Raw genomic sequence first — 22345 nt, 5'->3', positions numbered from 1 at the left:
GATGTATGAAGGGCATCTTCTAACAAATGCTACTGATATACGACTGGCCTGGAACGGAGGAATAATTTGGATCTTGAGACAGTATTGGAATATACGTCTGATGCAGTTACCGAACTAGATAAAGACTGGAACTATACCTGCGTTAACTATAGTGCGGAACTTCTGCTGCGACGTAAACGAGCCGAGTTGTTGGGTCGCTCTCTATGGGAGGTTTTTCCCGAACTGCTCAATACACCAGCAGAAGCAGAGCTAAGACGCGCCATCACAGGTTCTATTGCTGTCAAATTTGAGTTGTTTCTTCCAGGGTTGTATGCGTGGCACGAAGTTCGGGCTGTCCCGACTGAACAGGGGTTAATTCTATTCAGCCGCGACATCTCAGATCGCATTCGTGTGCTCCGAGAAGAAGCAGTACGGGCAGAAATTAGGAATATGCTTGAATATGCCCCCGTACCTATCTGTATTATGCGAGGGCAAGAGCATCGAATTGAGATCCATAACCGTAGCTTCCAGGAGCTAATTGGCGATCGCAACTTTGAAGGTCTAACGATGCGAAATGCCTTTCGGGAACTGGAAGCACAGGGCTTCTTTGAGCTGCTAGATCAGGTATATGCCACCGGCGAGACCTACGAGGGCAAGGAATTGCTAGTCCGCTACGATCGCCATGGTACCGGGGAAATGTATGAGGGTTATTTCAATGTCATTTACCAACCCCTCTTAGATACCACTGGGCAAGTCTGCGGGATTTTAAGCCTGAATATTGAGGTGACCAAAGAAGTGCTGGAACGGCAGCGTGTTGCCCGGATTGCCACAGAGCGAGATGCCATTCTGCAACAACTGATTGAGGGAGTCATTGTCACAGATGCCGAGGGACGTATCACTTTTGTCAACGAGGCAGCTTCTCGGCTCCACGGAGTTGCCAAGTTAGATGTACTGCCTGAAGGCTATACCGACACGTATCATCTTTATACAGTGGATGGTAAAGCCTACCCTCCAGCAGAACTCCCCCTGAGCCGCGCTGCACTGCGAGACGAGATCGTGACTGAAGCTCGCTGGCGCATCCGGCGACTAGATGGGACGGAGGTGCTGGTAGAAGGGAATGCTCGACCCATTTATGATGAGCAGAGTAGAAAAATTGCCGCAGTACTCACTCTTCGGGAATTAGCGGCTAAATCCTGAAACGTTACTTAATCAGGATTGCTTGATGCAGGCGATCGCGGTTGAGCAATAGCACGCTAAAAATATTTTTAATTTAAAAGCTGGTGACAAGACTCGAACTTGCGACCGGCTGATTACAAATCAGCTGCTCTACCAACTGAGCTACACCAGCACATTGGCTAAAAGTCAGTATATCAAATTCTGCAACACTCCTCACCCCAAATTTAATTGAATTGAAAATCAGCGATCGCTTCATCTCCTGACAATTTATTTGCGTTTTTGCAAATCTCTCGGTACTATCTATGTTCAGATGGAAATCCGGTATCCCGACCGACTAACTGGGGTTTGAAAGGAGATTAAAGGTTATGGGTCTGTGGCAACGTGGCTCGAAACGACGAGAAGAGCCAGCTCAACGGGTAATTAGTAATGCGCTCAAGTTCTGGACCAACATACTGCGTTGCTGCGGCCCGCAAATGTTCAATGGGTTGAAATTCAGCTCCCTGAGAGGCTTTGTCTCACTGTTCCTAGTCGGCATGACTTTGAGTGTAACGATCGCCGCTTGCTCTGGCGATGGTGGCAACACTACTACTGCTAGCTCTCCAGGTGCTACAGGTGGGAGTGCTGCCAAAAAAGAAGTTGAACTGACTCTAGTTTCTTTTGCCGTCACCAAAGCCGCCCACGACAAAATTATTCCTAAGTTTGTGGAGAAGTGGCAGAAAGAACACAACCAAACTGTGGTTTTCAAGCCCAGCTACGGTGGCTCTGGTTCCCAAACCCGCGCTGTGATCGATGGCTTACCAGCAGATGTGGTGCATCTAGCCCTCGGCTTTGATGTGCAAAAGATTGAAAAGGCTGGACTAATCGAGGCGGGTTGGGACAAAGAAGCCCCTAACGATGCTGTCGCTAGCCGTTCTGTCGCCGCGATCGTCACTCGCGAAGGCAATCCCAAAGGCATTAAGGATTGGACAGATCTCGGTAAGGATGGCATAAGCTTCGTCACCGCTGACCCCAAAACTTCCGGTGGTGCCCGTTGGAACTTCTTGGCGCTGTGGAATGCTGCTGTGAAGTCAGGTGCGGATGATGCCAAAGCCCAAGAATTTGTGGCTAAAGCCTATAAAAATGTGCCTGTTTTGCCCAGAGATGCGCGGGAAGCCAGCGACATCTTTTTCAAGCAGGGCCAAGGAGATGCCTTGATCAACTATGAGAACGAAATTCTCTTAGCCGCTGAAAACGGCGAAAAACTCCCCTTCGTCATCCCCGCAGTCAACGTCTCGATTGACAACCCAGTGGCAGTAGTCGACAAGAACGTAGACAAGCACGGGACTCGCGAAGTTGCAGAAGCCTTTGTGCAGTATCTCTTCTCTCCAGAAGCCCAGCAAGAATTTGCCAATACAGGTTTCCGTCTGAGCGACCTCAATGGTGCCCAAGCGAAATCTCTGGAAAGCAAGTATCCCCAAGTGAAAGATTTGGCCACTGTAAAAGATTACGGCGGCTGGAGTGAAGTCCAGAAGAAATTCTTTGATGATGGTGCTATCTTCGACCAGATTCAAGGCAAATAGGTAGTAGTCACTCGCTGACTCTCCTCTCTGTGCGGGCGATCGGGGCAGGCTTTTGGGATACTTGATGAGTTCAAGATCAACGGCTAAAAGCATCTGCCCCGATTTATTTTTGATCTCCTAGCTTGACCTAGGCTGCTGTCTTTAAATTGCTTTATGGCTGTCTCAACTATTTCTCCATCTGCTTCCCCCCAACCTAAAAATCCTGTTCAACGGCTCTTAGGGTTGTCTTGGCCTTGGCGGATCACGCTGGGGTATCTCACAATTATGCTGTTGTTGCCTGTGGCAGCGCTGATTGCTAAGGCAAGTACCGAAAAACCTGCTGACTTCTGGCGAATTGCGACTAGCCCTGTCGCCTTGGCTACCTATAACGTCACCTTTGTCACAGCTTTGATTGCAGCCCTGATCAATGCCGTTTTTGGGGTTTTAATTGCCTGGGTTTTGGTTCGCTACGACTTTCCCTTCAAACGCATCATTGATGCCGCGATCGACCTTCCCTTTGCCCTGCCTACCTCAGTAGCAGGTCTGACTCTAGCCACAGTTTATAGCGACAACGGCTGGATCGGTTCTTTGCTAGCGCCTTTTGGCATTAAGGTCGCCTTTACTCGATTGGGGGTAGCGGTGGCGATGATCTTTATCTCCCTACCGTTTGTGGTGCGGACTCTCCAGCCTGTATTGCACGACATGGAGAAGGAAGTAGAAGAAGCTTCTTGGTCTTTAGGCGCTTCTCAGTTCCAAACCTTCCGACGGGTGGTATTGCCCCCCTTGATGCCAGCAATTTTGACTGGTGTGGCGTTGGGCTTCTCCCGAGCGGTCGGTGAGTATGGGTCTGTGGTCATTGTGGCTTCTAACGTCCCGTTCAAAGACTTGATTGCCTCCGTGCTGATTATTCAACGCCTGGAGCAATACGACTATTCGGGTGCCACTGTGATTGGCACAGTTCTGTTGGGCATTTCGCTTCTAATTCTTTTGGCAATTAATCTATTGCAAGCTTGGGGACGGCGGTATGAGCTCTAGTTTGGCAGGTAAATCCTTTAATCCTGAAATCTCCCAGCCGAAAGCTCCGACTCCGACTCAGCAAAGAACTTGGGTCAAGGGAGTTTTGATTGGCGTCGCGCTCTTTTACTTAGCGTTAGTCTTGTTTATTCCCGCTTTCAACGTCTTTGTGCAAGCGTTTAAGGATGGAGTAGGGCCGTTTTTAGGCAACTTGACGGAGCGCAATTTCCTCCATGCTGCCAAGCTCACGCTTTTGATTGCGCTGATTGTCGTACCCATCAACACGGTATTCGGGCTTTGTGCGGCTTGGGTGATTGCCCGCAACCAGTTTCGAGGACGCACTTTTCTCATTAGCTTGCTGGATGTGCCCTTTGCGGTTTCTCCAGTCGTAGCGGGCTTGATGATTGTGTTGCTCTACGGCCGCAATGGCTGGTTTGGCTCTTGGCTAGAATCGGGCAATATCAAAATTATTTTCGCCATGCCTGCGATGGTGCTAGCCAGTGCCTTTATTACCCTGCCTTTTGTCGCTCGTGAAGTAATTCCAGTTCTGGAAGAGGCAGGCAGTGATCAGGAGGAAGCAGGCAGAACTTTAGGCGCTAATGATTGGCAGATTTTCTGGCGAGTTACGATTCCTAATATTCGCTGGGGCTTGCTCTACGGCGTGATTTTGACCAATGCCAGAGTCATGGGCGAGTTTGGGGCGGTTTCTGTGGTGTCGGGCAACATTGCTGGCCAAACTCAAACCCTGCCCCTGTTTGTGGAAGAAGCGTATAAGCAATACGCTACGCAATCGGCCTTTTCTGCGGCAGTTTTGCTCGCTTTTCTGGCGGTTGTGACTTTGATATTGAAGGAAATTTTGGAACGTAAAACCAAAATCAAAGATATTGAATAGGAGGCAGATCATGTTGACGGATGACAGCGATCGCTATGCTCCCCTAAATCGCGAAAACCAAGAAGCAACGGCTCTTGACGCATCCCAGCCATCGGGGCAGGACTCTGCTGCGGATCATAGATACACTCAAACCCGCATTAGAATTCGTATCCCCAAGAACTACCATCAAGAACCTGTGATTTCTCGCTTAATCTCTCAGCATGGCCTCACGGTCAACATTACAGCGGCTCTGCTGGGGGCGAACGCGCGAGATGATGGCTGGTTTGACCTAGAACTTCAAGGCACCGCTGCCCAAATTGATAGTGCCTTGCTCTACTTAAATGAGCTAGACCTGGAAATTTGGCATGATTCGAGTGCTCAAGAGGATGGTTGGTGATGCGGGCACCCATGCTGGAGCAAGAGCGGTCTAGCGGGATTGAGAAACCCCAGACAGTGGTCGGTGCTAGGCGATCGCGTCTGCCTCGATGCACTGAAAGCGCAACCCAGGTTCGCATCAAATTGCGGATTCCAGCCCAACGTCGTCAAGAACCAATTATTTCTCACCTGACAGCGCAGCATGGCCTCAGCGTTAACATTACTGCGGCTCGACTCAGCCCCAACCCTCAAGAAGATGGCTGGTTCGACCTAGAACTGCGGGGGACTCCTCAGCAACTTCAGCAAGCGTTAGCCTATCTGCAATCCCTGAGCATCACAATTTGGGGTAAACCCAATCCAGATGGAGACGGTTGGTTGTGAGGGATAGGAACTAGGAGACAGGAGACAAAAAAGCAGGGTAGAACGAATTGATTTCAGTTCTACCCTGCTTTTTTGCTTTTTCTCTTCGTCGTGGTTGAGAACCACCACTAGGCCATATTGTTCTCGATCGCCCAGCGTGCTAACTCTGTGCGGTTGTGTAAACCTGTTTTGCCTAGCATGTTGCTGACGTGACTTTCAATCGTGCGTTGACTAACGTTTAATTCGTCAGCGATTTCCCGATTGGCCATCCCACGGGCCACAAACTGCACTACCTTTAACTCGGTTGGAGTCAGCTCGACATCAAAGGGTACCTGGATTTTGGGGCCATTATCCACGCCCTTGGTTTGATGCTGCATCATCCGGGATGCTTGCTTCAGCGAGGACTCCACCTGAGCCACCAATTCCTCAGGCTCAAAGGGTTTGACCATGTAGACATCGGCTCCGGTGTTTAACCCTTTGACGCGGTCTTGGCTTTGTCCCTTGGCCGATAAGAATAGAACTGGAATCCAGCTAGTGCGAGAGTCTTCCCTCACATGCTTTACGAGTGAATAGCCGTCCATCTCTGGCATCATCACATCGCAAATAATCATGTCTGGAATATCTTGCTCCAGAATTTCTAGCGCTTCACGGCCATTTTCTGCTGTTACTACTTCATACCCGCGGAATTCCAGGTAATCCTTAACTAACAGAATTAAATTAGGGTCGTCATCAATTAGCAGTAGCCGTTTATGATCTCCCACGCTCGCTTCCTTCATGCTTTGTCACTCGCCATGCCTGGATTAATTAAAGTTTGTAGATAGAACTTTTTGTATTGTTGTCACATTCTACTAGACCTGTCACTGTCTGCTACGTATCCCTTCATTAATATAGTGCCTGATCAGGAATTGACAGTTAGTCTAGTAGGTTGCTGACTTCATCAATTATTTACCTACTTTAAGAATGGCAGGTGATTTTGGCAGCACACTTAACAAGTTTTTTCATTATCAAAGTATCGTTGGCAAAATAGGCTTAATTCGAGTTGATTAGTATTTTTTAACAAGAGTAGCCATCGGTGCTTTGAAGCGAGAAATAACCTTAGGTTCGCTTAATCGTTAAGCCATGATGCTGGCGGTTTTTCCTCTACACAAAGTTAGAGCTGCGATCGCTCAATCATGCCCTACTGCTAGGGTTTCAGCGGCTGCATCGCCAACTTTTAGGTCGATTGTAGCGGTGGTCTCGGACGAATTCGGCAACGGATGGGTCAAAAAGGCAAATTCTGACACAATTTGATTGCTGATCAAGTGTTCTTGAATAATGCGTTCAATCACTTCTGGGGTCGCGCTGTGATACCAAACTCCATCTGGATAAACGACTAAGATGGGGCCTTGCTGACAAACGCGCAGGCAGTTGGCTTTAGTCCGAAAGACGTAAGGAGATGCAGTCGAGGTTGAATCCGCGATCGCCTCCTTAGAAATCGCTCCAGTCGCAGCAGGAGGGGTATCGAGCTTCAATTCCTTCAAGCGCCGCTTGAGATAGTCCCAGGATGCTAAGCTCAATTGCTTGTCGCAGCACTTGGGCACCGTCTGGTCGGCACAAATAAAGACATGCCGCTGGATTTGGTCGAGCTTTAGGGCTTGAGCGCAACTGGCAAGAGAGTTGCAATCAGAAGAAGCGCTAGCACTCATGACTCCTCAGGCTCTTGCCGGACGCGACGGATAGGCAAGTTCGCAATCAGAGCCGTAACTCGTTCATTGTTAGCCAGAGAAAATTCCAGACCCTCAGCGTCAATCTCAACGTAACGAGAAACCACGTCTAGAATTTCTCGCCGCATTTGATCCATCGACTCAGGGCTAAGGTCAGCGCGATCGTGAGCCAAAACAAATTGCAGACGGCGCTTTACTTCTTGGCGGCTACTTTCGTTACCTGGACGGGGAAATAAGCGTTCTAACAGTTCATTGATCATGGAGCTTGGGGAGGGTCAAGAGTCTGGCAAAAGCATGGAATAGAAAGAGAGGCTAAAGGCTAGCGATGCGGTAAATGCAATCTGAGTAAAAGCCTTGACCTAGCGAAAGCGGTTTAGAGAATCTTGGTGGAAAAAAATCTACGAATGCGGGAGAAAACGCTGCCGTTGTTGGGGGTGAGGTCTAAAAACTCTACGGTTTCGCCTTCTAAACGGCGGGCAATATTACTGAAAGCAGTGCCTGCGGTCGAAGGAGTTTCTGATAAAACTAAGGGTTCCCCTCGGTTGGTGGAAACGATCACCCGTTCGTCGTCAGGAATAATACCGATGAGAGGAATGGCCAGAATTTCTTGCACGTCTTGCACTGACATCATGTCATTGACCTGCACCATCGCAGGCTTGAGGCGATTGACGATCAGACGAATTTTCTTGACGTTATTGGCTTCTAGCAAACCCACGACTCGATCTGCGTCTCGGACTGCGGCGATCTCTGGGGTGGTGACGATGAGCGCTTCTTGAGCAGCGGCGATCGCATTCTGGAAGCCCATCTCAATCCCAGCAGGGCTATCTACTAGAACGTAATCGTAAGCTTTAGCTAAGGCACTGACCACCTGCTTCATCTGGTCGGGACTCACCGCGTCCTTGGTGCGGTTTTGGGCAGCAGGCAACAAGGCGAGACGGCTTTGCCGCTTATCTTTCACCAGCGCTTGCTCTAGCCGACATTCACCCGCCAACACTTCCACGGCTGTATAAACGATGCGATTTTCTAGGCCCAACAGCAAATCCAAATTTCTCAGGCCGAAATCTGCGTCCACAACCACAACTTTGCGACCTCGTTGAGCCAGGGCCATGCCCAAGTTGGCTGTGGTGGTGGTTTTGCCCACCCCTCCTTTTCCAGATGTAACAACAATAACGCGACTCATGAGGTGGTTAGACGAATGAACTTTACTTCAACTTTCAATTAACTTTAACTTAAACCGCATTTTCACCGAAATTAATTCAGCGAGACTTATTAATCGTCTGCGATCGCCGCTTCTAATGCACCAGAACCAATATCGGTGAAACTGACGCAGAACCTAGAATTCTTCATTCAACCATTCTCCCGCCAAAATGTCAGGAGGTTTGCCCGGACTGGACAGAGATCAGCAGTTGAGTTTTAGCGAAATCGGCAGAGCGGGCGATCCGTATTCCCTCGCTGGTAACATAAGCCACTTCTGGGTAGTACTGCGCAGGTGGCTTTTCGGGAGCGCGAGCTAAAGACTCCGCAATTCGCAGTTGGGTTGGCTCCATTTGCAGCGCCATAATTCGACACTGCGTATTCCCACTCGCGCCCGCATGCGCCACACCCCGCAACCGACCCCAAACCAAAATATCGCCGTCTGCAATCAGAGAACTCCCAGGGTTGATGTCTCCGAGTACCACAATTGTCCCAGGATGGCGAATCTCGACCCCAGAACGCACCGTGGTCTGAATGTAGAGCGGATCAGCTAAAGCGGGCTGTGGGGTAGCAGTCGGTTGGCTGAGGTGAGCCACAGGGGCTTGTTGCTCGACTGAGTAGCCTGCGGTGGCTGCGGCGACGGCAGTTTGACGACGGCTTGTGGAGACCCGCTTGAGTTGCAGTTGTACTTCCAAGAGGGCATCCGCGATCGCCTGGAGTTGTCGCCCATCCAGCAAGCGGTCTCGTGCCATCAGATGCACAACGGTTCCGGGTTGCCAAAAGCGATCGCCTCCCGATAAGCGTTGCTTGAGTTGTTGCCACAAGTCAGCCCAAGTTAGCGCAGTCGGGGAAGGCGGATCTGTCGTTTCCGTTTCGGGAGGCAACATCAAAAGTAATTGACCCTCTTCACTCTTAAACCGCACCTGGAGGTCTTTGATCAGAGGTTGTTCTGGAGAAGCTGACTCTGTAGGCTGAGTAGCTGTATCGGGAGTGGCATCAGGAACTGCGTCACCAGCCGTAACAGAACTTTCCGCAGCAGACTCGGCAGGTGCCGTTGGATTGAGAGGTGTTGCTGTACTTGTAGTTGTGGCTCCGGCAGATGCAGGGTTAGGAGTTACAACTGCGTTGCTTTGAGTGGGGGCAGCAGATGGAGCAGCAATAGGATTGTTGGAGGAATCAGAGGTCATGCGAAACGTGCCTAAGCGGTTAGAACCTGAAACGATTCTGGGGGATTTTGCAGATTCATTTCCCCTCATGGAGAGGGTAGGACTGTATTTTAACTAGGTTTGTTGAGCCGACGATAAACCGTAGCTAACCCATCGGCATCCCCCACATTGCCAGGAAACAGCACCACAGGCAAGTTAGGGAAGAGAGGATGGTTGGCGGGAGTGCAAACCATTGAGCAGCCTGCCAGAACTTGGCCTAAGAGCCGAGCGGTGGGCAAGTTTAAGCCTGTACTCAGCACATCGTTGGAGGTAATGCCTCCTTTACTAATGAGAAAACCAATCTCACGAGGTAATCCGCGCACAACATCCATCAGCAACGCTGAAACGGCTGTACCAAAGTCTAGGCGTACCTGCACATCTTCAAAGGTGAGTTCTTGGCGACTGGTGTAAACCACGGGCGTTTTCCCAGCATCATGAGCCTCACGGACTGCTTGCAACGTTTCGTCTAAGAGAGCGGCACGACTATCCGCATCACTATCTCTTAACCGAGCGACTGCCACCTCAACCCCCACAATGTCTGGTTCTTGCAGGAGTAGCTCTAACTGTTCCGTGGTTTTCTTGACATGAGAACCCACGATGACAGCACCTGGCTTGCCATCTCTGGCGTACTGGGCCATATCTTCTGGCGCAGTGGGTTGGGGAGGTAAAGCAGCTAGCGCGGTGAGTAAACTGGCCGCACTACGAAACAAGAACCGCTTTCCTTCGGCTGCTACTGCCAAAATATCAGCTGCAAAGTGATTTAAGTCGGCTTGGTTTTCCGCATCCACCACGCCACATTGGTTGTTGGTGAGTTGCAGCAAGCGATCGCGCACCCCAGCTTGAATGTCAGCGGTGAGGAAGCGCTCAACTTGATCAGCAGTAACACGCCCTTGAGTTTTCTCCTCCACATAATCAGGCAGGTAGCTGTGGTGGTAAGCAAACACAGAGTCACGGGCAAATTCGGTTTCATGCACTGGAGTGGGCACGCCATCCACCACCAGGTAATGGATGCTGTCTCGCGTAAATCTACCGCCCTCAAAGAAAGCAGGAACGAGAAAGTGAGCGTCAAAAGGGCCAAGTTCCTCCGCGATCGCATCGGTTTCGACAGGATAATGGCCGCGTAGCGTGGAGTCAGAGCGACTAACAATTAGAAAATCTTGGATGGATTCGAGGGCGATCGCCTGCTTTAAGTTCTGGCAAGCTTCCCGCGTCACGATTGTGGCTTCTTCGGGTGACAAGGCACGAGTATTAGTCAGAACAAAAAAGATGGGAGACTCATCAGCTAAGCCGACCCGCAGCGTCTCTACATCCCAGCGAGTCAGGAGCAAACAGCTATGCACAGTCTGCGAACCCGTGGGGTCGTCATCTAGAACAATAATTTTGGGCTTGGTAGTCATGCTTAACTGAATCGCTGATTTTGCAACTTTTTCATTTCTGCTTGCACATCGACTGCGATGTCCAATGCCTGATTCAGCAATCGTCCATGCTCGCTGGCTTGATCATTAACTTGTAAAGTTGCTAGAGCTGTCAAGTTATTGTCAAATAAATCCGAATGACGAGCAATGAAGCGTTGATTTGTTCGCAAAATCCTTTCTGTTTTCAGCGCCCGAACTAAATCAGCTCTGGTCAGTCCCAAAGCCTCAATTACCTGCTCACGATTATTCAGAGCTACTTCTGAGTTGCCTGCCGCTTCAATTTGATCATTAATGTCGATCGCTTTGATCACCGCGTTGTAGCGATCGACATCCATCACTAGATTAATGAGATGACGATTTTTCTGACTAAAGAGAATCGTTTGCACATCATCTACAATCAGCCCTATCACCGCACTGAGATGCAGCGCGATTAGCAGAAAAGTGTGGTTGGCAAAGTTTAGGGCTAAAACCCAATAGCTGAGACCGAGGAGGGCGATCGCGAGCAGAGTCCTGAGAATTTCCCAGCTCACTTGCCTTCTGGTAGGAGGAATCAGCAAGTCACCGCGACGCATCCCACTTAGCCGCCGTAGCTCGCCTTTAGTAATCTCCAAGCTCTGTAAATCCGATCGCACCAGTCGATGCCCCCTAACTAGATGCCGCAGGCTACGGTTTAGTTGCTACTGCTCACAATCTTAAGTTTGACTTCTGCGCCGCCTCGGAGGTTTCACTGGAACAGAGGGTTCATAAGCTTTTAATCCTTCATCTCCTGTGAAGATTTCAACTTGATGCCCGCTCCTAGCGTAGTGTTCAGCAACTGTTTTGATGGTAGCGTCTCCAATTGAAATCTTTCGCGCTGCTAGGTTAGGCCACTCAATGGCTAGCTTTTTCAGCTCCTCTGCTTCCCACAGGACGGACTGATCAGTAAAAGCAGCCCAAGGCGTTTTTTCATCTGCTGCTTCTGCCATCAACTTTGCTAATGCTTGAGCTGTTTCGTAGCGACATGAACCAGCTTGAGCAATATGGTTGCCTGTTTCCAAAATAGTTGCTAATGGAAGAACCAGGGTTGTAGCAGCCTGAATTTCTTCTTCTAAAACTTTATCAACTCGTGCTTTATTCCAATGATTACTAGCTGAACCACAAGTTGTTTTACCAGGAACTGCTAACCAAACGCAAAGGATTGACGTATCGATGATCAAAACTTTTCGCATGAGTCAGGCTAGTTAGCACTTGATAGGCTACGCTCAATTGAGCCTTGTTCGGCCAGCTTACCAAGCGGTCCAGAAGCCATGAGCTTAGGTAAATTCTTCAAATCTTCTAGTGGAGTTAACTTGCTTTCACCAGTTTGTGAATCTCGATGAGTCACTATCACAAAAGGAATCATTTCTGGCTCTAGAGCATTGAGTAAAGCGGGATTATGCGTCGTAACTAAAACATCAATCTGCCTTTGCTCACCAATTTCTCTGAGCATCTTTAGAAGTAAATCTGCTCGGGAAGGATGCAGCCCATTATCGACTTCCTCAATGACTAATTGACTGCCTTCAGGACGAGTTAAAAGTGCTGTCAAAATTGCCAAAAACCGCAAAGTTCCATCCGACATTCCTCTGGCATCTATCACAGTTGGCTCTCCCCCAGGAACCCAAGACTCCTCGCAGTAAAGCATGGCATCCGTGTGTAACCGTCCAACAGGCTCAGCCCAAACTTTGTGAATGTCTCGTTCTGGTAAATGCCTAACATAGGCAGCTAAAGTTGCTTCGATGTGAGATTTATCTTGTTCTGGTAGAGCTGCTATTACGCCTGCAATATTAGCGGCGTCTCTCTGAAGAGCCTCGGAAAGTGGTGAGTAATCCCTCATCATTGAAGGAATTGGATCTAAAACAAAAATCCTTTGGAGGGCTTGAGAAGCAATATGAGTACTTTCAACAAGATCCATAGAGAATCCCTTGATTTGACTCAAAACGGAGCTAACTCTTTGAAACTCTAATTCTCTCTGACTACCCGGTGTATCGTGAACTTCTAAAGTAATTCCTAACGATTGGGATGATGGAACTTTAGCCTCAAATAAAGTTCTTTCCAAAAACTCTTGGTGTTTTTTGGAAGGTTTTCTAGTTTGCTTTAACGCTTCAGCATGGAGCTGAGTTTTTGGTTTCGTTTCTACGTCAATGCAGTAGAGGTAATCCGTATATTCATCTCTACCCTGGACTTGTATAGTTAATCTAAAAGGTATTTCGGGCTTAAAGGCAATCCCTTGAACTCCACCCCGAATTGGAGGGATTGAGCGATCGCCTGTTAAAGCTGATTTAATCTCTTGTCCTGAAGCTATGCGGCTCAGGAAATCTAAAGCTTCGAGAGCGTTCGATTTTCCACTGGCGTTTGTGCCAATCAAAATCGTGAGTGGGTCGATGGGTAACTCGGCGTAGCGAAAACTTTTCCAGTTTTCTAGGATGAGTTTTTTGAGCATTACCCACTCCGAAAATATTTGCGCTGGTTGTTGCTGACTTACTACATAGTCTAACTAGCCCCTACCCAGCGATGAGTGAATAGGGGCAGGGTGTAAAGCTTGGCTCTAGTGAACGAGTTCGATCGCCCGTTTGGCGATCGCTTCCGCAGTCAAGCCATTGAAAGCCATCAGTTCTCCGGCGCTGGCTGTGGTTTCACCGCGTTTCCAAGCGAAGGTGTCTCGCTTACTGGTGCTGCGGAGCATGATCGGCTCTAGCATGCCGCTGGCACCGCCTGTAATGCCGAGCAGGGCATCGCCGCCAAATAGGGCTGCAAAGCCAGCATCATCCAAGAAAGTGCCGTCAGCTTCAGAGCAGGTCTCCCAAGCCACATCAGAGGCACGGTAGAGGCGACGGGGGTTGACGATGGAGACGACCCGCACCGCGAGTCCTTCTGTCTCCAAGAAGGTAGCGGCTTCTAATGCTGGAATGAGGGTCATGTCGCCAATCACGGCCAAGACTACGAGCTTGCCGCCTTCTGTCCCTGCGATTTCTTGGAGCGTGACGGCTCCTTGCTCTAACCCTTGCTGAGCTTGGGCAAACGTGGTGCGAATCGGCAGAGGTGATTTGCTGGCTGTGATCACAATGCCTTTGTTTTTGGTCGTTAAGGCCCAGTCGTAGCAGACTTGGATGCTGTTGGCATCGGGTGGAAACAGCGGGAAAACGTTGCCATTCCGCATCATGGCGGCAAAGTAGGCTTCCACTTCAGGGCGTTGGTGAGTCCAACCGTTGCGGCCCTGCTCCAAGGCTCCAGCCGTAAACAGCGTCACGGTCGAAGGGGTGGGGCGGCGCAGCTCAGACATGGCCTGCGTCACCGTTTGCCAAATCGGTAAGCCGTTGATGGCAAATGATTCGTAGGAGCACCAGAGCGTACGGCTCCCCATTAACGCCAAACCTGCGGCCAGTCCTGCACAAGCATCTTCACTCAAAGGCTCGTAAACCTGACCCGTGGGGCTTTGGTTGTAGAGATCGTCGGTGGTGGGATGAATGATTTTGAGGGCTTGGTTGATGTTGGCAATCCCCGAAGCTTCGTTGCCGTCCGCATTGGTCACGATGTAGTTGCGATCGCGCTGTCCTACCGCAGCCACCAAGCGCCCCATCGACGTAGTGGACACTTTCGGGTCGCCCCCCACCGAGTACTCTTCTAGCGGTAGTTTGCCCAAGTCAGGCAAGGGGAGTTCCGACTCAGTCACCGCAGTCTTAGCGGATGGCCCCCCATTCGATCGCTCAAAATTGGTCCGCACTAGTTCCCAAGCTTTACCTGATAAAGCGCGAGCTTGTAGCGCTGTCACAATATCGGGGTTGTCGAGCGTGTGGTGGGCGTAGAGGTTGTGGGATTTTGCACCACGAGCATGTACCCCAGCCCCCTTGAGCTGCTTAATAATGAACACCGTCAACTTGCCGCTCAACGCTGACTTTGCGGCTTGGTCCACACCCGCTAAGACCGCTTCGGTAAACGCCAACCGCTGCTCAAACGAAAAAGCAGTGCTATCCACGTAATCCCCAGGTTGGTTTTGGTCATCGAAAGCTTTGGCATCCACCAAAATCACTTCCTCAAACCCATTACCGCGCCAGAAAGCCAGCATTTCCTCATTAGACTTCAGCGACACCATACTGTGATGTTCTTGGCTGAAGCCATTCCAAACCAACACGGGTAGGAAATTGGTTGCTTCCGGGTAAGCCGTGTGGAAATGGGCCATCGAACTCATAATGTAAGGCTCACCCAAGCCCCCATCGCCCACCGTGTAAGGAAATAGCGTGTTCCGGTGCAGTAGCGCCGCCGCCATCGCAAAGTGTTGCCCCTGCCCCAACGGTCCCGCTGGAGCCAAAATACCGGGAATGTAGCCCGACAAGTGCCCTAATAGCCCGTGCTTTTCCCGGAAGCGATCGCGCAGTTGTTGCACCGTCTTGATGCCCATTGCTTCCAACGAGCGATCCAGAAACATCCCACTGTAGAACCCAGGCGCGTGGTGCCCCACTTCCGTAATGATGTTCTTGTGACCCAACATCACCAGCGCCGCATAAGCCTCCGCTTGGCTAGCAAACCCACCCGGATGCCCCGAAGCCTTACTCGCCGTCACCTGCAAAATCAGATAGCGCAACGCATCCGCCGCTAGCATCGTCTGATAAACCGCCGCCTGATCCGTCGAACTCGCGATCGCCTTTTGATCTGCCGCGATCGCCGGAGCTTGGCCATAGGCATCAAACCCAGGCACCGTATCACCAAAATACTGAATGCCCTCACAGAAAGCAGGAACAGCGGACATAGGATTCGGAGTGACTGCGGTCATGCTGAAGACACCTATTTGCAAAAACGGATCAGGTCAAATAACCCTTTCCCATAGTACAGGGAGGAGTGAGGGGTGAGGGTTGGAGGGTAAGGCAGGAGTTAAAAGAATTTAAGAAGTCGAAACACTAACACCTAAACTCGTCTGGAGGAGGTCTGGAGGACGCAGCCGTCCTTCAGCGGGGGTTTGGGGGCGAGTGCCCCCAAGGCTCGGATTCCCAAATGATTCTGTAGATACAGACACGTACACCACTTCCTAGACAAGCTAACTACCATAGAGAGAACAACAGACGATCACCGTTCTGAAGCAGAGGACAAGCACTATGACCGCTACATTATCTGTGCCGCAGTCCATCGAATCTTGGCTTGGAGAAGAAGCCCAAGACCTCCTAACCCACAAAGCTAAAATTTCCAAAGACCTTATACATTTGCCTGGCCCCGATTGGATCGAGCGCATCTTTGCCCAGAGCGATCGCTCCCCCCAAGTTTTGCGGAGCCTCCAACAGCTCTACTCCTATGGCCGCCTAGCCAACACAGGTTACTTGTCGATTCTGCCCGTAGACCAAGGCATTGAACACTCTGCGGGTGCCTCCTTTGCCCCCAACCCCATCTACTTCGACAGCGAGAACATCATTAAACTCGCGATCGCCGCAGGCTGCAACGCCGTTGCCACCACCTTAGGAGTCTTAGGCAGCGTTTCTCGCAAATACGCCCACAAAATCCCGTTCATCCTTAAACTCAACCACAACGAACTCCTCACTTACCCCAACAAATTCGACCAGATCATGTTTGCCTCAGTCGAGCAAGCTTGGAACCTGGGAGCCGTGGCCGTGGGAGCCACCATTTATTTCGGTTCCGAAGAGTCCGATCGCCAAATCCAGGAAGTCAGCCAAGCCTTTGCCCTCGCTCACGAATACGGCATGGCGACGATTCTCTGGTGCTACTTACGCAATGACGCTTTCAAGCAAGACAAAGACTATCACCTAGCGGGCGACCTCACCGCCCAGGCAAACCACCTTGGCGTCACCATCCAAGCCGACATCATCAAGCAAAAATTGCCTGAACTGAACAATGGCTATAAAGCAGTTGCCCAAGCCACAGGCAAAAGCTACGGCAAAACCCATGAGAAAGTTTACTCTGAACTCACCACCGACCATCCCATCGACCTCACCCGCTATCAGTTGCTCAACTGCTACGCCGGACGAGCGGGTCTAATCAACTCTGGCGGTGCTTCTGGTAAAAATGATTTTGCCGAAGCCATCCGGACTGCTGTGGTGAACAAACGCGCCGGGGGTTCTGGCTTAATCTCAGGCCGTAAGACCTTCCAGCGTCCGTTTGAGGAAGGAGTGCAACTCTTTCACGCCATTCAAGACGTTTACTTGTCACCCGATGTGACGATCGCCTGATGATTTCTTTGTGATTGACGCTTTGCGATTTGAGATTTTGGATTAATCTAGGAATCTGACATCTAACAAACCTGAAAGCGTAATGAAGCTGGCAGCACGAGTGGGGCAGGTATCACCTTCTTTGACATTGGCGATCGCCGCAAAAGCGAAAGCTCTGAAGGCCGACGGCATTGATGTGTGTAGTTTCAGCGCTGGGGAACCCGACTTTGATACCCCCACGCATATTAAAGAAGCTGCCAAGCAAGCGCTGGATCAGGGCAAAACCAAATACGGGCCAGCGGCAGGGGAACCGAAGCTGCGAGAAGCGATCGCCCAGAAACTGCAAAGCCAGAATCACCTGTCCTACCGAGCGGAACAGATTGTCGTCACCAATGGTGGCAAGCATTCTCTGTTCAATCTTATGCTGGCCCTGTTGAATCCCGGCGATGAGGTGATTATTCCTGCCCCCTACTGGCTTAGCTACCCAGAAATGGTGAAGCTCGCCGCAGGAGTGCCTGTGATCCTCGAAACAGATGCTGCCAGTGACTTCAAAGTCACCCCCGACCAACTGCGCCAAGCCATCACGCCCAGAACGCGGTTGTTTATTCTCAACTCGCCCTCCAACCCTACAGGCGTTGTCTACACCCCCGATGAAATTCGTGCGATCGCCCAAGTCATCGTCGAGCAAGACATCCTAGTGGTTTCTGACGAAATCTACGAAAAGATGATCTACGGCGACGCTGAGCATCTCAGCATTGGTGCGGTGAGTCCAGAAGTGTTTGAGCGGACGATTATCAGTAACGGTTTTGCCAAAGCCTACTCGATGACTGGCTGGCGAATTGGCTACTTGGCAGGCCCAACAGATTTAATTAAGGCTGTGAGTACGCTGCAAAGCCACAGCACTTCTAATGTCTGCACCTTTGCTCAATATGGAGCGATCGCAGCTTATACAGGCTCTCAAGACTGCGTGGAAGAAATGCGGCAAGCCTTTGCCCAGCGTCGTCAAGTGATGCTAGACCACCTCAACGCGATTCCTGGTCTAAGCTGCCCGCCACCAGACGGAGCCTTCTACCTATTCCCCAATATCAGCAAGACTGGCCTCAAGTCCTTAGAGTTCTGCGATAAGTTGCTCGAAACTCAACAGGTCGCGGTAATTCCAGGTGTTGCCTTTGGTGCAGATGACCACATCCGTCTCTCCTACGCCACTGACATGGCTACGATCGAAACAGGTATGGAGCGTTTAGCAGAATTCGTGCGATCGCGTTTCTGAAGTAAGGAGTTGGAGGGGCGATCGCGAAATAGTCTTACATCATGACCATCGATTTATAGTTGACAAAGCTCTATCTCTGTAAATCTGCTTCTATAAATCGACTAGTAGTTTTTCCATGAAGCGCTCCGCCTCTTCAGTTCCTACATTTGACTCAATGTTTTTGCCTACAATTCAAGCTCTACAAATTTTGGGTGGTTCCGGCACAACTGAAGAGATTTATGACAAAGTAGTTCAACTTCTCAACCTGCCTGATAAGGTGCTTGAAATTTCGCATGGCAGTACCTCATAGAGCGAGGTTGAGTATCGGCTTGCGTGGAGTCGTACCTATCTAAAAAAGTACGGCTTATTGCAGAACTCAGCCCGCGGGGTTTGGTCTTGATTGTCAACATCCATCAATCTTGACAAACTGGATGCCAAGGAAATTGTTAAGGCTGTTCGAGATGGTGACAAGAACAAAGCTGCCCCGTCAGATGCTCCAGACGAAGCCGTTGGAGTGATTGAAACTTTAGAAGAGCTAGCTTGGCATCAACAACTTCATAAAACCCTACTCTCGCTAGAACCCAGTGCGTTTGAACGTTTAGCACAACGTCTACTGCGCGAATCAGGTTTTATTCAAGTGCAGGTGACAGGTAAGGCTGGGGATGGGGGTATTGATGGTGTTGGTATTGCTCGAATCAGTGGTTTTTTGAGCTTCCATGTTTTATTCCAGTGCAAACGCTATCAAGGTGCAGTCTCAGCTAGTCAAATTAGAGATTTTCGTGGAGCGATGCAGGGACGTACTGATAAGGGCTTGTTTATTACAACTGGAACCTTTACAAGAGATGCGCTCAAAGAAGCCACACGAGATGGGGCACCACCGATTGATTTGATAGATGGCGAACAGTTGGTTCAGCGCCTAAAAGAGCTGAGATTGGGTGTCAAAATAACGATGATCGAGTCTGTAGAGGTTGATAGTGATTGGTTTACTAAGATTTGAAATGCGCTTACCAGTCTCTTACTTTGCATTACACGTCAAGATTGGCGATCGCACTGCTTAACAAAATCGCTCTAGTCCATCCCATGTCGAGCGAACAGGTTCTCGTAGTCTGGGATCAGCTAAACCAACCTCTTCCAATGTGTAACTGCCGCGACCAAAATTACAGGGTGCGCAAGTAATCACGACATTCTCTAAATCATTGTTGCCACCTCTGGCGTGAGGCAGCAGATGATCGTATTGCAACCATAGAGCTTGGAAGGCGGAATGTTGTTCTGGATTCGTTTTTCCCCACGGTAGGGCATCTGGATAAAACTTTCTGAGGCGATCGCGGACTTCACTTCGGATGACTGGGATACCGCAAAATCTACAGTGGTAGCCGTCCCGTTGATGCAGAAAATGTGTTTGGGCTGCTGTTGGCATCCGATTCGGAACCCGTTGATCCTTCGGTAAGTGCGGAGATGCGTTCTCTATAACTCGGTACTGCGTGTAGGGGCTGGTAGCACCCCAGAGAGATTCTGTCCACTCTCGAACTGCGGGAATATCGGCAAGACGGATCAAAGCTTCAGCCAAATCAAATCGTCCGATAAGGTGGGCTGATACTGCTGCATCCAAATAACGTGCGGCATCTACAATTTCAGGAATTGGCTCTCGAAGACAGGGGCGATCGCTCAACCTCTTCTCCATTTCTCCATAAGTTAAGTTGCATCAAAAAAGCCTCTAAACCGAGACAAGAGTTACTTGAACTGCGATCTAAAGGCTTGAGGTTTACAGGTGAGTTAATACCTGTTGATGAAGCGAGTAAGTATTAACTAATTGGCTGTTTTTACTGTAGGTGGCATCACCACTTTCTTAGCTAAACCAACTGCTTTGAGCGCTTTAATTGCCCACCAGGTGACATCAATTTCCCACCAATGGCGGCCTGCGGGTGCCACATTCGGTTGAGCGTGGTGATTGTTGTGCCAGCCTTCGCCGTAAGTGATCAGAGCTGCCCACCAAAGATTACGGGAGTTATCTTCCACTTCATAAGTACGATAGCCGCGCAAGTGAGAGACAGAGTTGATGAACCAAGTGCTATGCCACAACAGTACTGCGCGTAAAAACAGACCCCAGACCACATACGACCAACCACCGATCGCGTATAGCCCTAGGCCCATCGGGATTTGTAGCAATACATGATAGCGATCGAGAAAGCGATAGTAAGCATCGCGAGCGAGATCGGGGGCGTATCTGTAGTACTTTTCGGGATTAAAGAACTCGTCACGCGGGTACAGAACCCAGAGCATGTGGCTCCACCAGAAACCGCGCTTGGAAGAGTAGGGATCTTTGTCTACATCCTCAGCAAAAGCGTGGTGTTGGCGATGACCTCCAATCCAAAAAATTGGCCCGCCCTGTAGCGCTAAGGCTCCGATGGTAATGATGATGTACTCCAACCATTTGGGTACTTGAAAACTGCGGTGGCTGACGAGTCGGTGATAGCCCAAGCAGATGCCAATGCTGCCAAACAGCCAATGGAGAAACAGGGTAACGCCTAGAGCCGACCACGAAAAAAACCAAGGTGCCAGCAAAGCGATGGCGTGAAAGCTCCCGAAAAAGAGCACATTAGACCAACTCAGCGACAGGGATGGCCTACCTGTAGCAGCAGGCGCAATGGAATTAGAGGTCATAAATTTCCTATTTGAATGCCGTATTTAACCAGTGCTGGGGAGTTTCAGGACTGGTGAACTCGCCCTCGCTGTTCACTGGTTGTGCCTTGGTTTTGATCGAAGTCAAAAAAGACCGCTACAGTAGGAGGATGCAAGCCATACTTACATAGCTTAGCAATCCCATCCAGCAATTGCAAGTGGTACTTGCATTTTATCTATGTCTGCTCAACGAAGTCTGACGCGACAGCGCCTCATTAACGCGGCCATTGAGCTGTTTACGGCTCAGGGGGTCACCGAAACCACAACAAGACAAATCGCTGAACTAGCAGAGGTCAATGAAGTCACGCTATTTCGGCATTTTGGTAACAAGCATGGCCTGCTGCTGGCGGTGCTGGAAGACTCTGGGATGTTTACCCAGCTCGGCGAGTCCCTGATTCAGCAAGCCAACCAAACTAGCAATATTGCTCAAACCCTTAAAGACTATGCTAACGCTTGTCTCCAGGCGCTGGAGCGTGTGCCAGACTTTGTTCGCTCTGTGGTTGGGGAAGCGGGCCAGTATCCTGCCGAGAACCGCCAAGCTTTGGGGCAAGGCATCACAGAGGCGAATCGTTATGTTGCCGAGTATTTAGCCACAGTAATTCATCAGGGACATTTGCGAACTCTCCTTCCGGCAGAAAAGTTGGCTAGTTTACTAAACGGCATGTTGTTGGGGTATGCCGTGATCGAGTTTACTAGTGAGTTTCACGAACTCTGGGAAAGCCGAGATGACTTTTTAGATAATTTGGTGGAGCTGTTTTTGCATGGAGCTGTGTTTCAGTCAGAGGCGCAGCTAGAAGCGATGACGGCTTATCCTTGGGAGGCGATCGCTCCTTTGGGCTCGGAATCTATAGCTGATCTTCCCGCTCCTTTAGTTCATGCTATTTTGCAACAAGCGAAAAAACGGGGGTTGCAAGAATATGCGATCGCCTACGTGCTGTTTGCAGCGGGTTTGAGTGTGTCTGAAATAAGTGCTTTGCAGCGATCGCAACAGTTTAGTGCCACTCAGCAACATTGGTTGCAAGTGCTCCGCAATGGGGTGAGACAAGTACCAGTCAACCAGTGGATTTTGGGGCAACGCTATGGCTCCTATACTCGCAATCCCCTGACTCACTGGCTCAAAAGTCGTAAAGATGCCCAGTCTGCTTTGTTTCTTTCGGCTACGGGCGAACCGATTTCAGAGGTGGAAGTGCGATCTCAATGGCAGCAGATGATAGAGAATTTGTTGACCCCGGAGGGGCACCCACCCCGGATTGAGCAAGCCCAACCAACTTGGTGTGTGGAAATGCTGATGCGCGGGCTGAGTTTAGAAGACCTAAGTATGCTAATTGGTTGGGATATCACTCAGTTGCAAGCCTACGTGCAGCGAGCCAAAACTAAAGCGGCTCTAGAACAAGCGATTCGCCTCGATCAGAAAACATAG

At 50.1% G+C, this 22345-nt stretch carries 24 protein-coding genes, 1 tRNA gene and 1 pseudogene; 12 read left to right on the top strand and 14 right to left on the bottom strand.

From position 1 onward, the window contains the following. Positions 1–66 precede the first annotated feature (66 nt). The gene (locus tag H6F68_RS04165; protein WP_190556641.1) at positions 67–1176 is read left to right on the top strand and encodes a PAS domain-containing protein; all 1110 of its coding nucleotides are present in this window, start codon (positions 67–69) and stop codon (positions 1174–1176) included. Between the two features lie 78 nt (positions 1177–1254). On the opposite strand, the gene H6F68_RS04160 is transcribed toward H6F68_RS04165, so the two are convergent. Next, positions 1255–1327: transfer RNA gene (locus tag H6F68_RS04160), tRNA-Thr, on the bottom strand. Between the two features lie 193 nt (positions 1328–1520). Here H6F68_RS04160 and H6F68_RS04155 point away from each other — a divergent pair. The 5 genes from H6F68_RS04155 to H6F68_RS04135 all read left to right on the top strand — a co-directional run bounded on the left by H6F68_RS04155 (position 1521) and on the right by H6F68_RS04135 (position 5334). Continuing rightward, positions 1521–2714, top strand: a complete 1194-nt coding sequence (locus tag H6F68_RS04155) for a sulfate ABC transporter substrate-binding protein (RefSeq protein ID WP_190550931.1) — start codon at positions 1521–1523, stop codon at positions 2712–2714. 153 nt (positions 2715–2867) lie between these two features. Next, positions 2868–3728 carry a sulfate ABC transporter permease subunit CysT gene (cysT, locus tag H6F68_RS04150; RefSeq protein ID WP_190556639.1) on the top strand — a complete coding sequence of 287 codons (861 nt, stop codon included), beginning with the start codon at positions 2868–2870 and terminating at the stop codon, positions 3726–3728. Continuing rightward, entirely contained in the window at positions 3718–4599 is an 882-nt protein-coding gene (gene cysW / locus H6F68_RS04145) for a sulfate ABC transporter permease subunit CysW (RefSeq protein ID WP_190556637.1), read from the top strand. Before cysT ends, cysW begins: the two co-directional genes overlap by 11 nt. Positions 4600–4609: 10 nt before the next feature. Next, on the top strand, positions 4610–4975 hold the full coding sequence (locus H6F68_RS04140) for an NIL domain-containing protein (protein ID WP_190431099.1): 366 nt from the start codon (positions 4610–4612) through the stop codon (positions 4973–4975). Continuing rightward, positions 4975–5334, top strand: coding sequence for an NIL domain-containing protein (locus tag H6F68_RS04135; protein WP_242065321.1), 360 nt, complete (start codon positions 4975–4977; stop codon positions 5332–5334). Before H6F68_RS04140 ends, H6F68_RS04135 begins: the two co-directional genes overlap by 1 nt. 107 nt (positions 5335–5441) lie before the next feature. On the opposite strand, the gene H6F68_RS04130 is transcribed toward H6F68_RS04135, so the two are convergent. The 11 genes from H6F68_RS04130 to H6F68_RS29285 all read right to left on the bottom strand — a co-directional run bounded on the left by H6F68_RS04130 (position 5442) and on the right by H6F68_RS29285 (position 15856). Further along, entirely contained in the window at positions 5442–6089 is a 648-nt protein-coding gene (locus H6F68_RS04130; RefSeq protein ID WP_190431100.1) for a response regulator transcription factor, read from the bottom strand. A gap of 390 nt (positions 6090–6479) precedes the next feature. Then, complete coding sequence (locus H6F68_RS04125; RefSeq protein ID WP_242065320.1) at positions 6480–6998, bottom strand: ferredoxin; 519 nt, start codon at positions 6996–6998, stop codon at positions 6480–6482. Further along, positions 6995–7276, bottom strand: coding sequence for a cell division topological specificity factor MinE (gene minE / locus H6F68_RS04120; protein WP_190431102.1), 282 nt, complete (start codon positions 7274–7276; stop codon positions 6995–6997). Before minE ends, H6F68_RS04125 begins: the two co-directional genes overlap by 4 nt. 113 nt (positions 7277–7389) lie before the next feature. Then, entirely contained in the window at positions 7390–8196 is an 807-nt protein-coding gene (minD, locus tag H6F68_RS04115) for a septum site-determining protein MinD (RefSeq protein ID WP_190431103.1), read from the bottom strand. A 190-nt stretch (positions 8197–8386) separates the two neighbouring features. Next, on the bottom strand, positions 8387–9397 hold the full coding sequence (minC, locus tag H6F68_RS04110; RefSeq protein WP_190556635.1) for a septum site-determining protein MinC: 1011 nt from the start codon (positions 9395–9397) through the stop codon (positions 8387–8389). 89 nt (positions 9398–9486) lie between these two features. Beyond that, positions 9487–10812, bottom strand: a complete 1326-nt coding sequence (locus H6F68_RS04105; RefSeq protein WP_190556633.1) for a four-carbon acid sugar kinase family protein — start codon at positions 10810–10812, stop codon at positions 9487–9489. A 2-nt stretch (positions 10813–10814) separates the two neighbouring features. Beyond that, the gene (locus tag H6F68_RS04100) at positions 10815–11462 is read right to left on the bottom strand and encodes a hypothetical protein (protein ID WP_190550943.1); all 648 of its coding nucleotides are present in this window, start codon (positions 11460–11462) and stop codon (positions 10815–10817) included. 60 nt (positions 11463–11522) lie between these two features. Next, complete coding sequence (locus H6F68_RS04095; RefSeq protein WP_190556631.1) at positions 11523–12038, bottom strand: hypothetical protein; 516 nt, start codon at positions 12036–12038, stop codon at positions 11523–11525. A gap of 8 nt (positions 12039–12046) precedes the next feature. Next, entirely contained in the window at positions 12047–13288 is a 1242-nt protein-coding gene (locus H6F68_RS04090) for an AAA family ATPase (protein WP_190556629.1), read from the bottom strand. A 105-nt stretch (positions 13289–13393) separates the two neighbouring features. Then, positions 13394–15616, bottom strand: coding sequence for a phosphoketolase (locus tag H6F68_RS04085; RefSeq protein ID WP_190556627.1), 2223 nt, complete (start codon positions 15614–15616; stop codon positions 13394–13396). Between the two features lie 108 nt (positions 15617–15724). After that, entirely contained in the window at positions 15725–15856 is a 132-nt protein-coding gene (locus H6F68_RS29285; protein WP_277876004.1) for a hypothetical protein, read from the bottom strand. 79 nt (positions 15857–15935) lie between these two features. Here H6F68_RS29285 and H6F68_RS04080 point away from each other — a divergent pair, with 79 nt between their 5' ends. The 5 genes and pseudogenes from H6F68_RS04080 (at position 15936) to H6F68_RS04070 (ending at position 19243) form a co-directional block, all read left to right on the top strand. Next, a complete protein-coding gene (locus tag H6F68_RS04080) occupies positions 15936–17018 on the top strand; it encodes a class I fructose-bisphosphate aldolase (RefSeq protein WP_190550946.1) in 1083 nt (360 codons plus the stop codon). Between the two features lie 82 nt (positions 17019–17100). Then, a complete protein-coding gene (locus H6F68_RS04075) occupies positions 17101–18267 on the top strand; it encodes a pyridoxal phosphate-dependent aminotransferase (RefSeq protein ID WP_190556625.1) in 1167 nt (388 codons plus the stop codon). 154 nt (positions 18268–18421) lie between these two features. Beyond that, positions 18422–18556, top strand: a complete 135-nt coding sequence (locus H6F68_RS29280; protein ID WP_277876003.1) for a hypothetical protein — start codon at positions 18422–18424, stop codon at positions 18554–18556. 15 nt (positions 18557–18571) lie between these two features. Then, positions 18572–18646 (top strand): annotated as a pseudogene (locus tag H6F68_RS29275) (hypothetical protein); the annotation flags it as partial. Further along, complete coding sequence (locus H6F68_RS04070; RefSeq protein WP_242065319.1) at positions 18647–19243, top strand: restriction endonuclease; 597 nt, start codon at positions 18647–18649, stop codon at positions 19241–19243. A 57-nt stretch (positions 19244–19300) separates the two neighbouring features. On the opposite strand, the gene H6F68_RS04065 is transcribed toward H6F68_RS04070, so the two are convergent. Then, on the bottom strand, positions 19301–19927 hold the full coding sequence (locus H6F68_RS04065) for an HNH endonuclease (protein WP_190556623.1): 627 nt from the start codon (positions 19925–19927) through the stop codon (positions 19301–19303). 125 nt (positions 19928–20052) lie between these two features. Beyond that, on the bottom strand, positions 20053–20907 hold the full coding sequence (locus H6F68_RS04060) for a fatty acid desaturase (RefSeq protein WP_190556621.1): 855 nt from the start codon (positions 20905–20907) through the stop codon (positions 20053–20055). A 196-nt stretch (positions 20908–21103) separates the two neighbouring features. Here H6F68_RS04060 and H6F68_RS04055 point away from each other — a divergent pair, with 196 nt between their 5' ends. Continuing rightward, positions 21104–22345 (top strand): TetR family transcriptional regulator, encoded by a 1242-nt coding sequence (locus tag H6F68_RS04055; RefSeq protein ID WP_190550956.1) that lies wholly within the window; start codon positions 21104–21106, stop codon positions 22343–22345.

It is taken from the genome of Trichocoleus sp. FACHB-262 (genome assembly GCF_014696035.1).
Classification (GTDB): Bacteria; Cyanobacteriota; Cyanobacteriia; order FACHB-46; family FACHB-46; genus Trichocoleus.
This window is presented reverse-complemented; position numbering and strand designations above follow the sequence as displayed.

Bases quoted from the DNA above. Each gene is read 5' to 3' on its own strand.
- H6F68_RS04155 (WP_190550931.1), top strand. From the start codon at position 1,521: ATGGGTCTGTGGCAACGTGGCTCGAAACGACGAGAAGAGCCAGCTCAA.
- H6F68_RS04075 (WP_190556625.1), top strand. From the start codon at position 17,101: ATGAAGCTGGCAGCACGAGTGGGGCAGGTATCACCTTCTTTGACATTG.
- H6F68_RS04055 (WP_190550956.1), top strand. From the start codon at position 21,104: ATGTCTGCTCAACGAAGTCTGACGCGACAGCGCCTCATTAACGCGGCC.
- H6F68_RS04080 (WP_190550946.1), top strand. From the start codon at position 15,936: ATGACCGCTACATTATCTGTGCCGCAGTCCATCGAATCTTGGCTTGGA.
- H6F68_RS04125 (WP_242065320.1), bottom strand. From the start codon at position 6,998: ATGAGTGCTAGCGCTTCTTCTGATTGCAACTCTCTTGCCAGTTGCGCT.
- H6F68_RS04135 (WP_242065321.1), top strand. From the start codon at position 4,975: ATGCGGGCACCCATGCTGGAGCAAGAGCGGTCTAGCGGGATTGAGAAA.
- minC (WP_190556635.1), bottom strand. From the start codon at position 9,397: ATGACCTCTGATTCCTCCAACAATCCTATTGCTGCTCCATCTGCTGCC.
- minD (WP_190431103.1), bottom strand. From the start codon at position 8,196: ATGAGTCGCGTTATTGTTGTTACATCTGGAAAAGGAGGGGTGGGCAAA.
- cysW (WP_190556637.1), top strand. From the start codon at position 3,718: ATGAGCTCTAGTTTGGCAGGTAAATCCTTTAATCCTGAAATCTCCCAG.
- H6F68_RS04065 (WP_190556623.1), bottom strand. From the start codon at position 19,927: ATGGAGAAGAGGTTGAGCGATCGCCCCTGTCTTCGAGAGCCAATTCCT.
- H6F68_RS04060 (WP_190556621.1), bottom strand. From the start codon at position 20,907: ATGACCTCTAATTCCATTGCGCCTGCTGCTACAGGTAGGCCATCCCTG.
- H6F68_RS04085 (WP_190556627.1), bottom strand. From the start codon at position 15,616: ATGACCGCAGTCACTCCGAATCCTATGTCCGCTGTTCCTGCTTTCTGT.
- H6F68_RS04105 (WP_190556633.1), bottom strand. From the start codon at position 10,812: ATGACTACCAAGCCCAAAATTATTGTTCTAGATGACGACCCCACGGGT.
- H6F68_RS04130 (WP_190431100.1), bottom strand. From the start codon at position 6,089: ATGAAGGAAGCGAGCGTGGGAGATCATAAACGGCTACTGCTAATTGAT.
- minE (WP_190431102.1), bottom strand. From the start codon at position 7,276: ATGATCAATGAACTGTTAGAACGCTTATTTCCCCGTCCAGGTAACGAA.
- H6F68_RS04140 (WP_190431099.1), top strand. From the start codon at position 4,610: ATGTTGACGGATGACAGCGATCGCTATGCTCCCCTAAATCGCGAAAAC.
- cysT (WP_190556639.1), top strand. From the start codon at position 2,868: ATGGCTGTCTCAACTATTTCTCCATCTGCTTCCCCCCAACCTAAAAAT.
- H6F68_RS04090 (WP_190556629.1), bottom strand. From the start codon at position 13,288: ATGCTCAAAAAACTCATCCTAGAAAACTGGAAAAGTTTTCGCTACGCC.
- H6F68_RS04095 (WP_190556631.1), bottom strand. From the start codon at position 12,038: ATGCGAAAAGTTTTGATCATCGATACGTCAATCCTTTGCGTTTGGTTA.
- H6F68_RS29280 (WP_277876003.1), top strand. From the start codon at position 18,422: ATGTTTTTGCCTACAATTCAAGCTCTACAAATTTTGGGTGGTTCCGGC.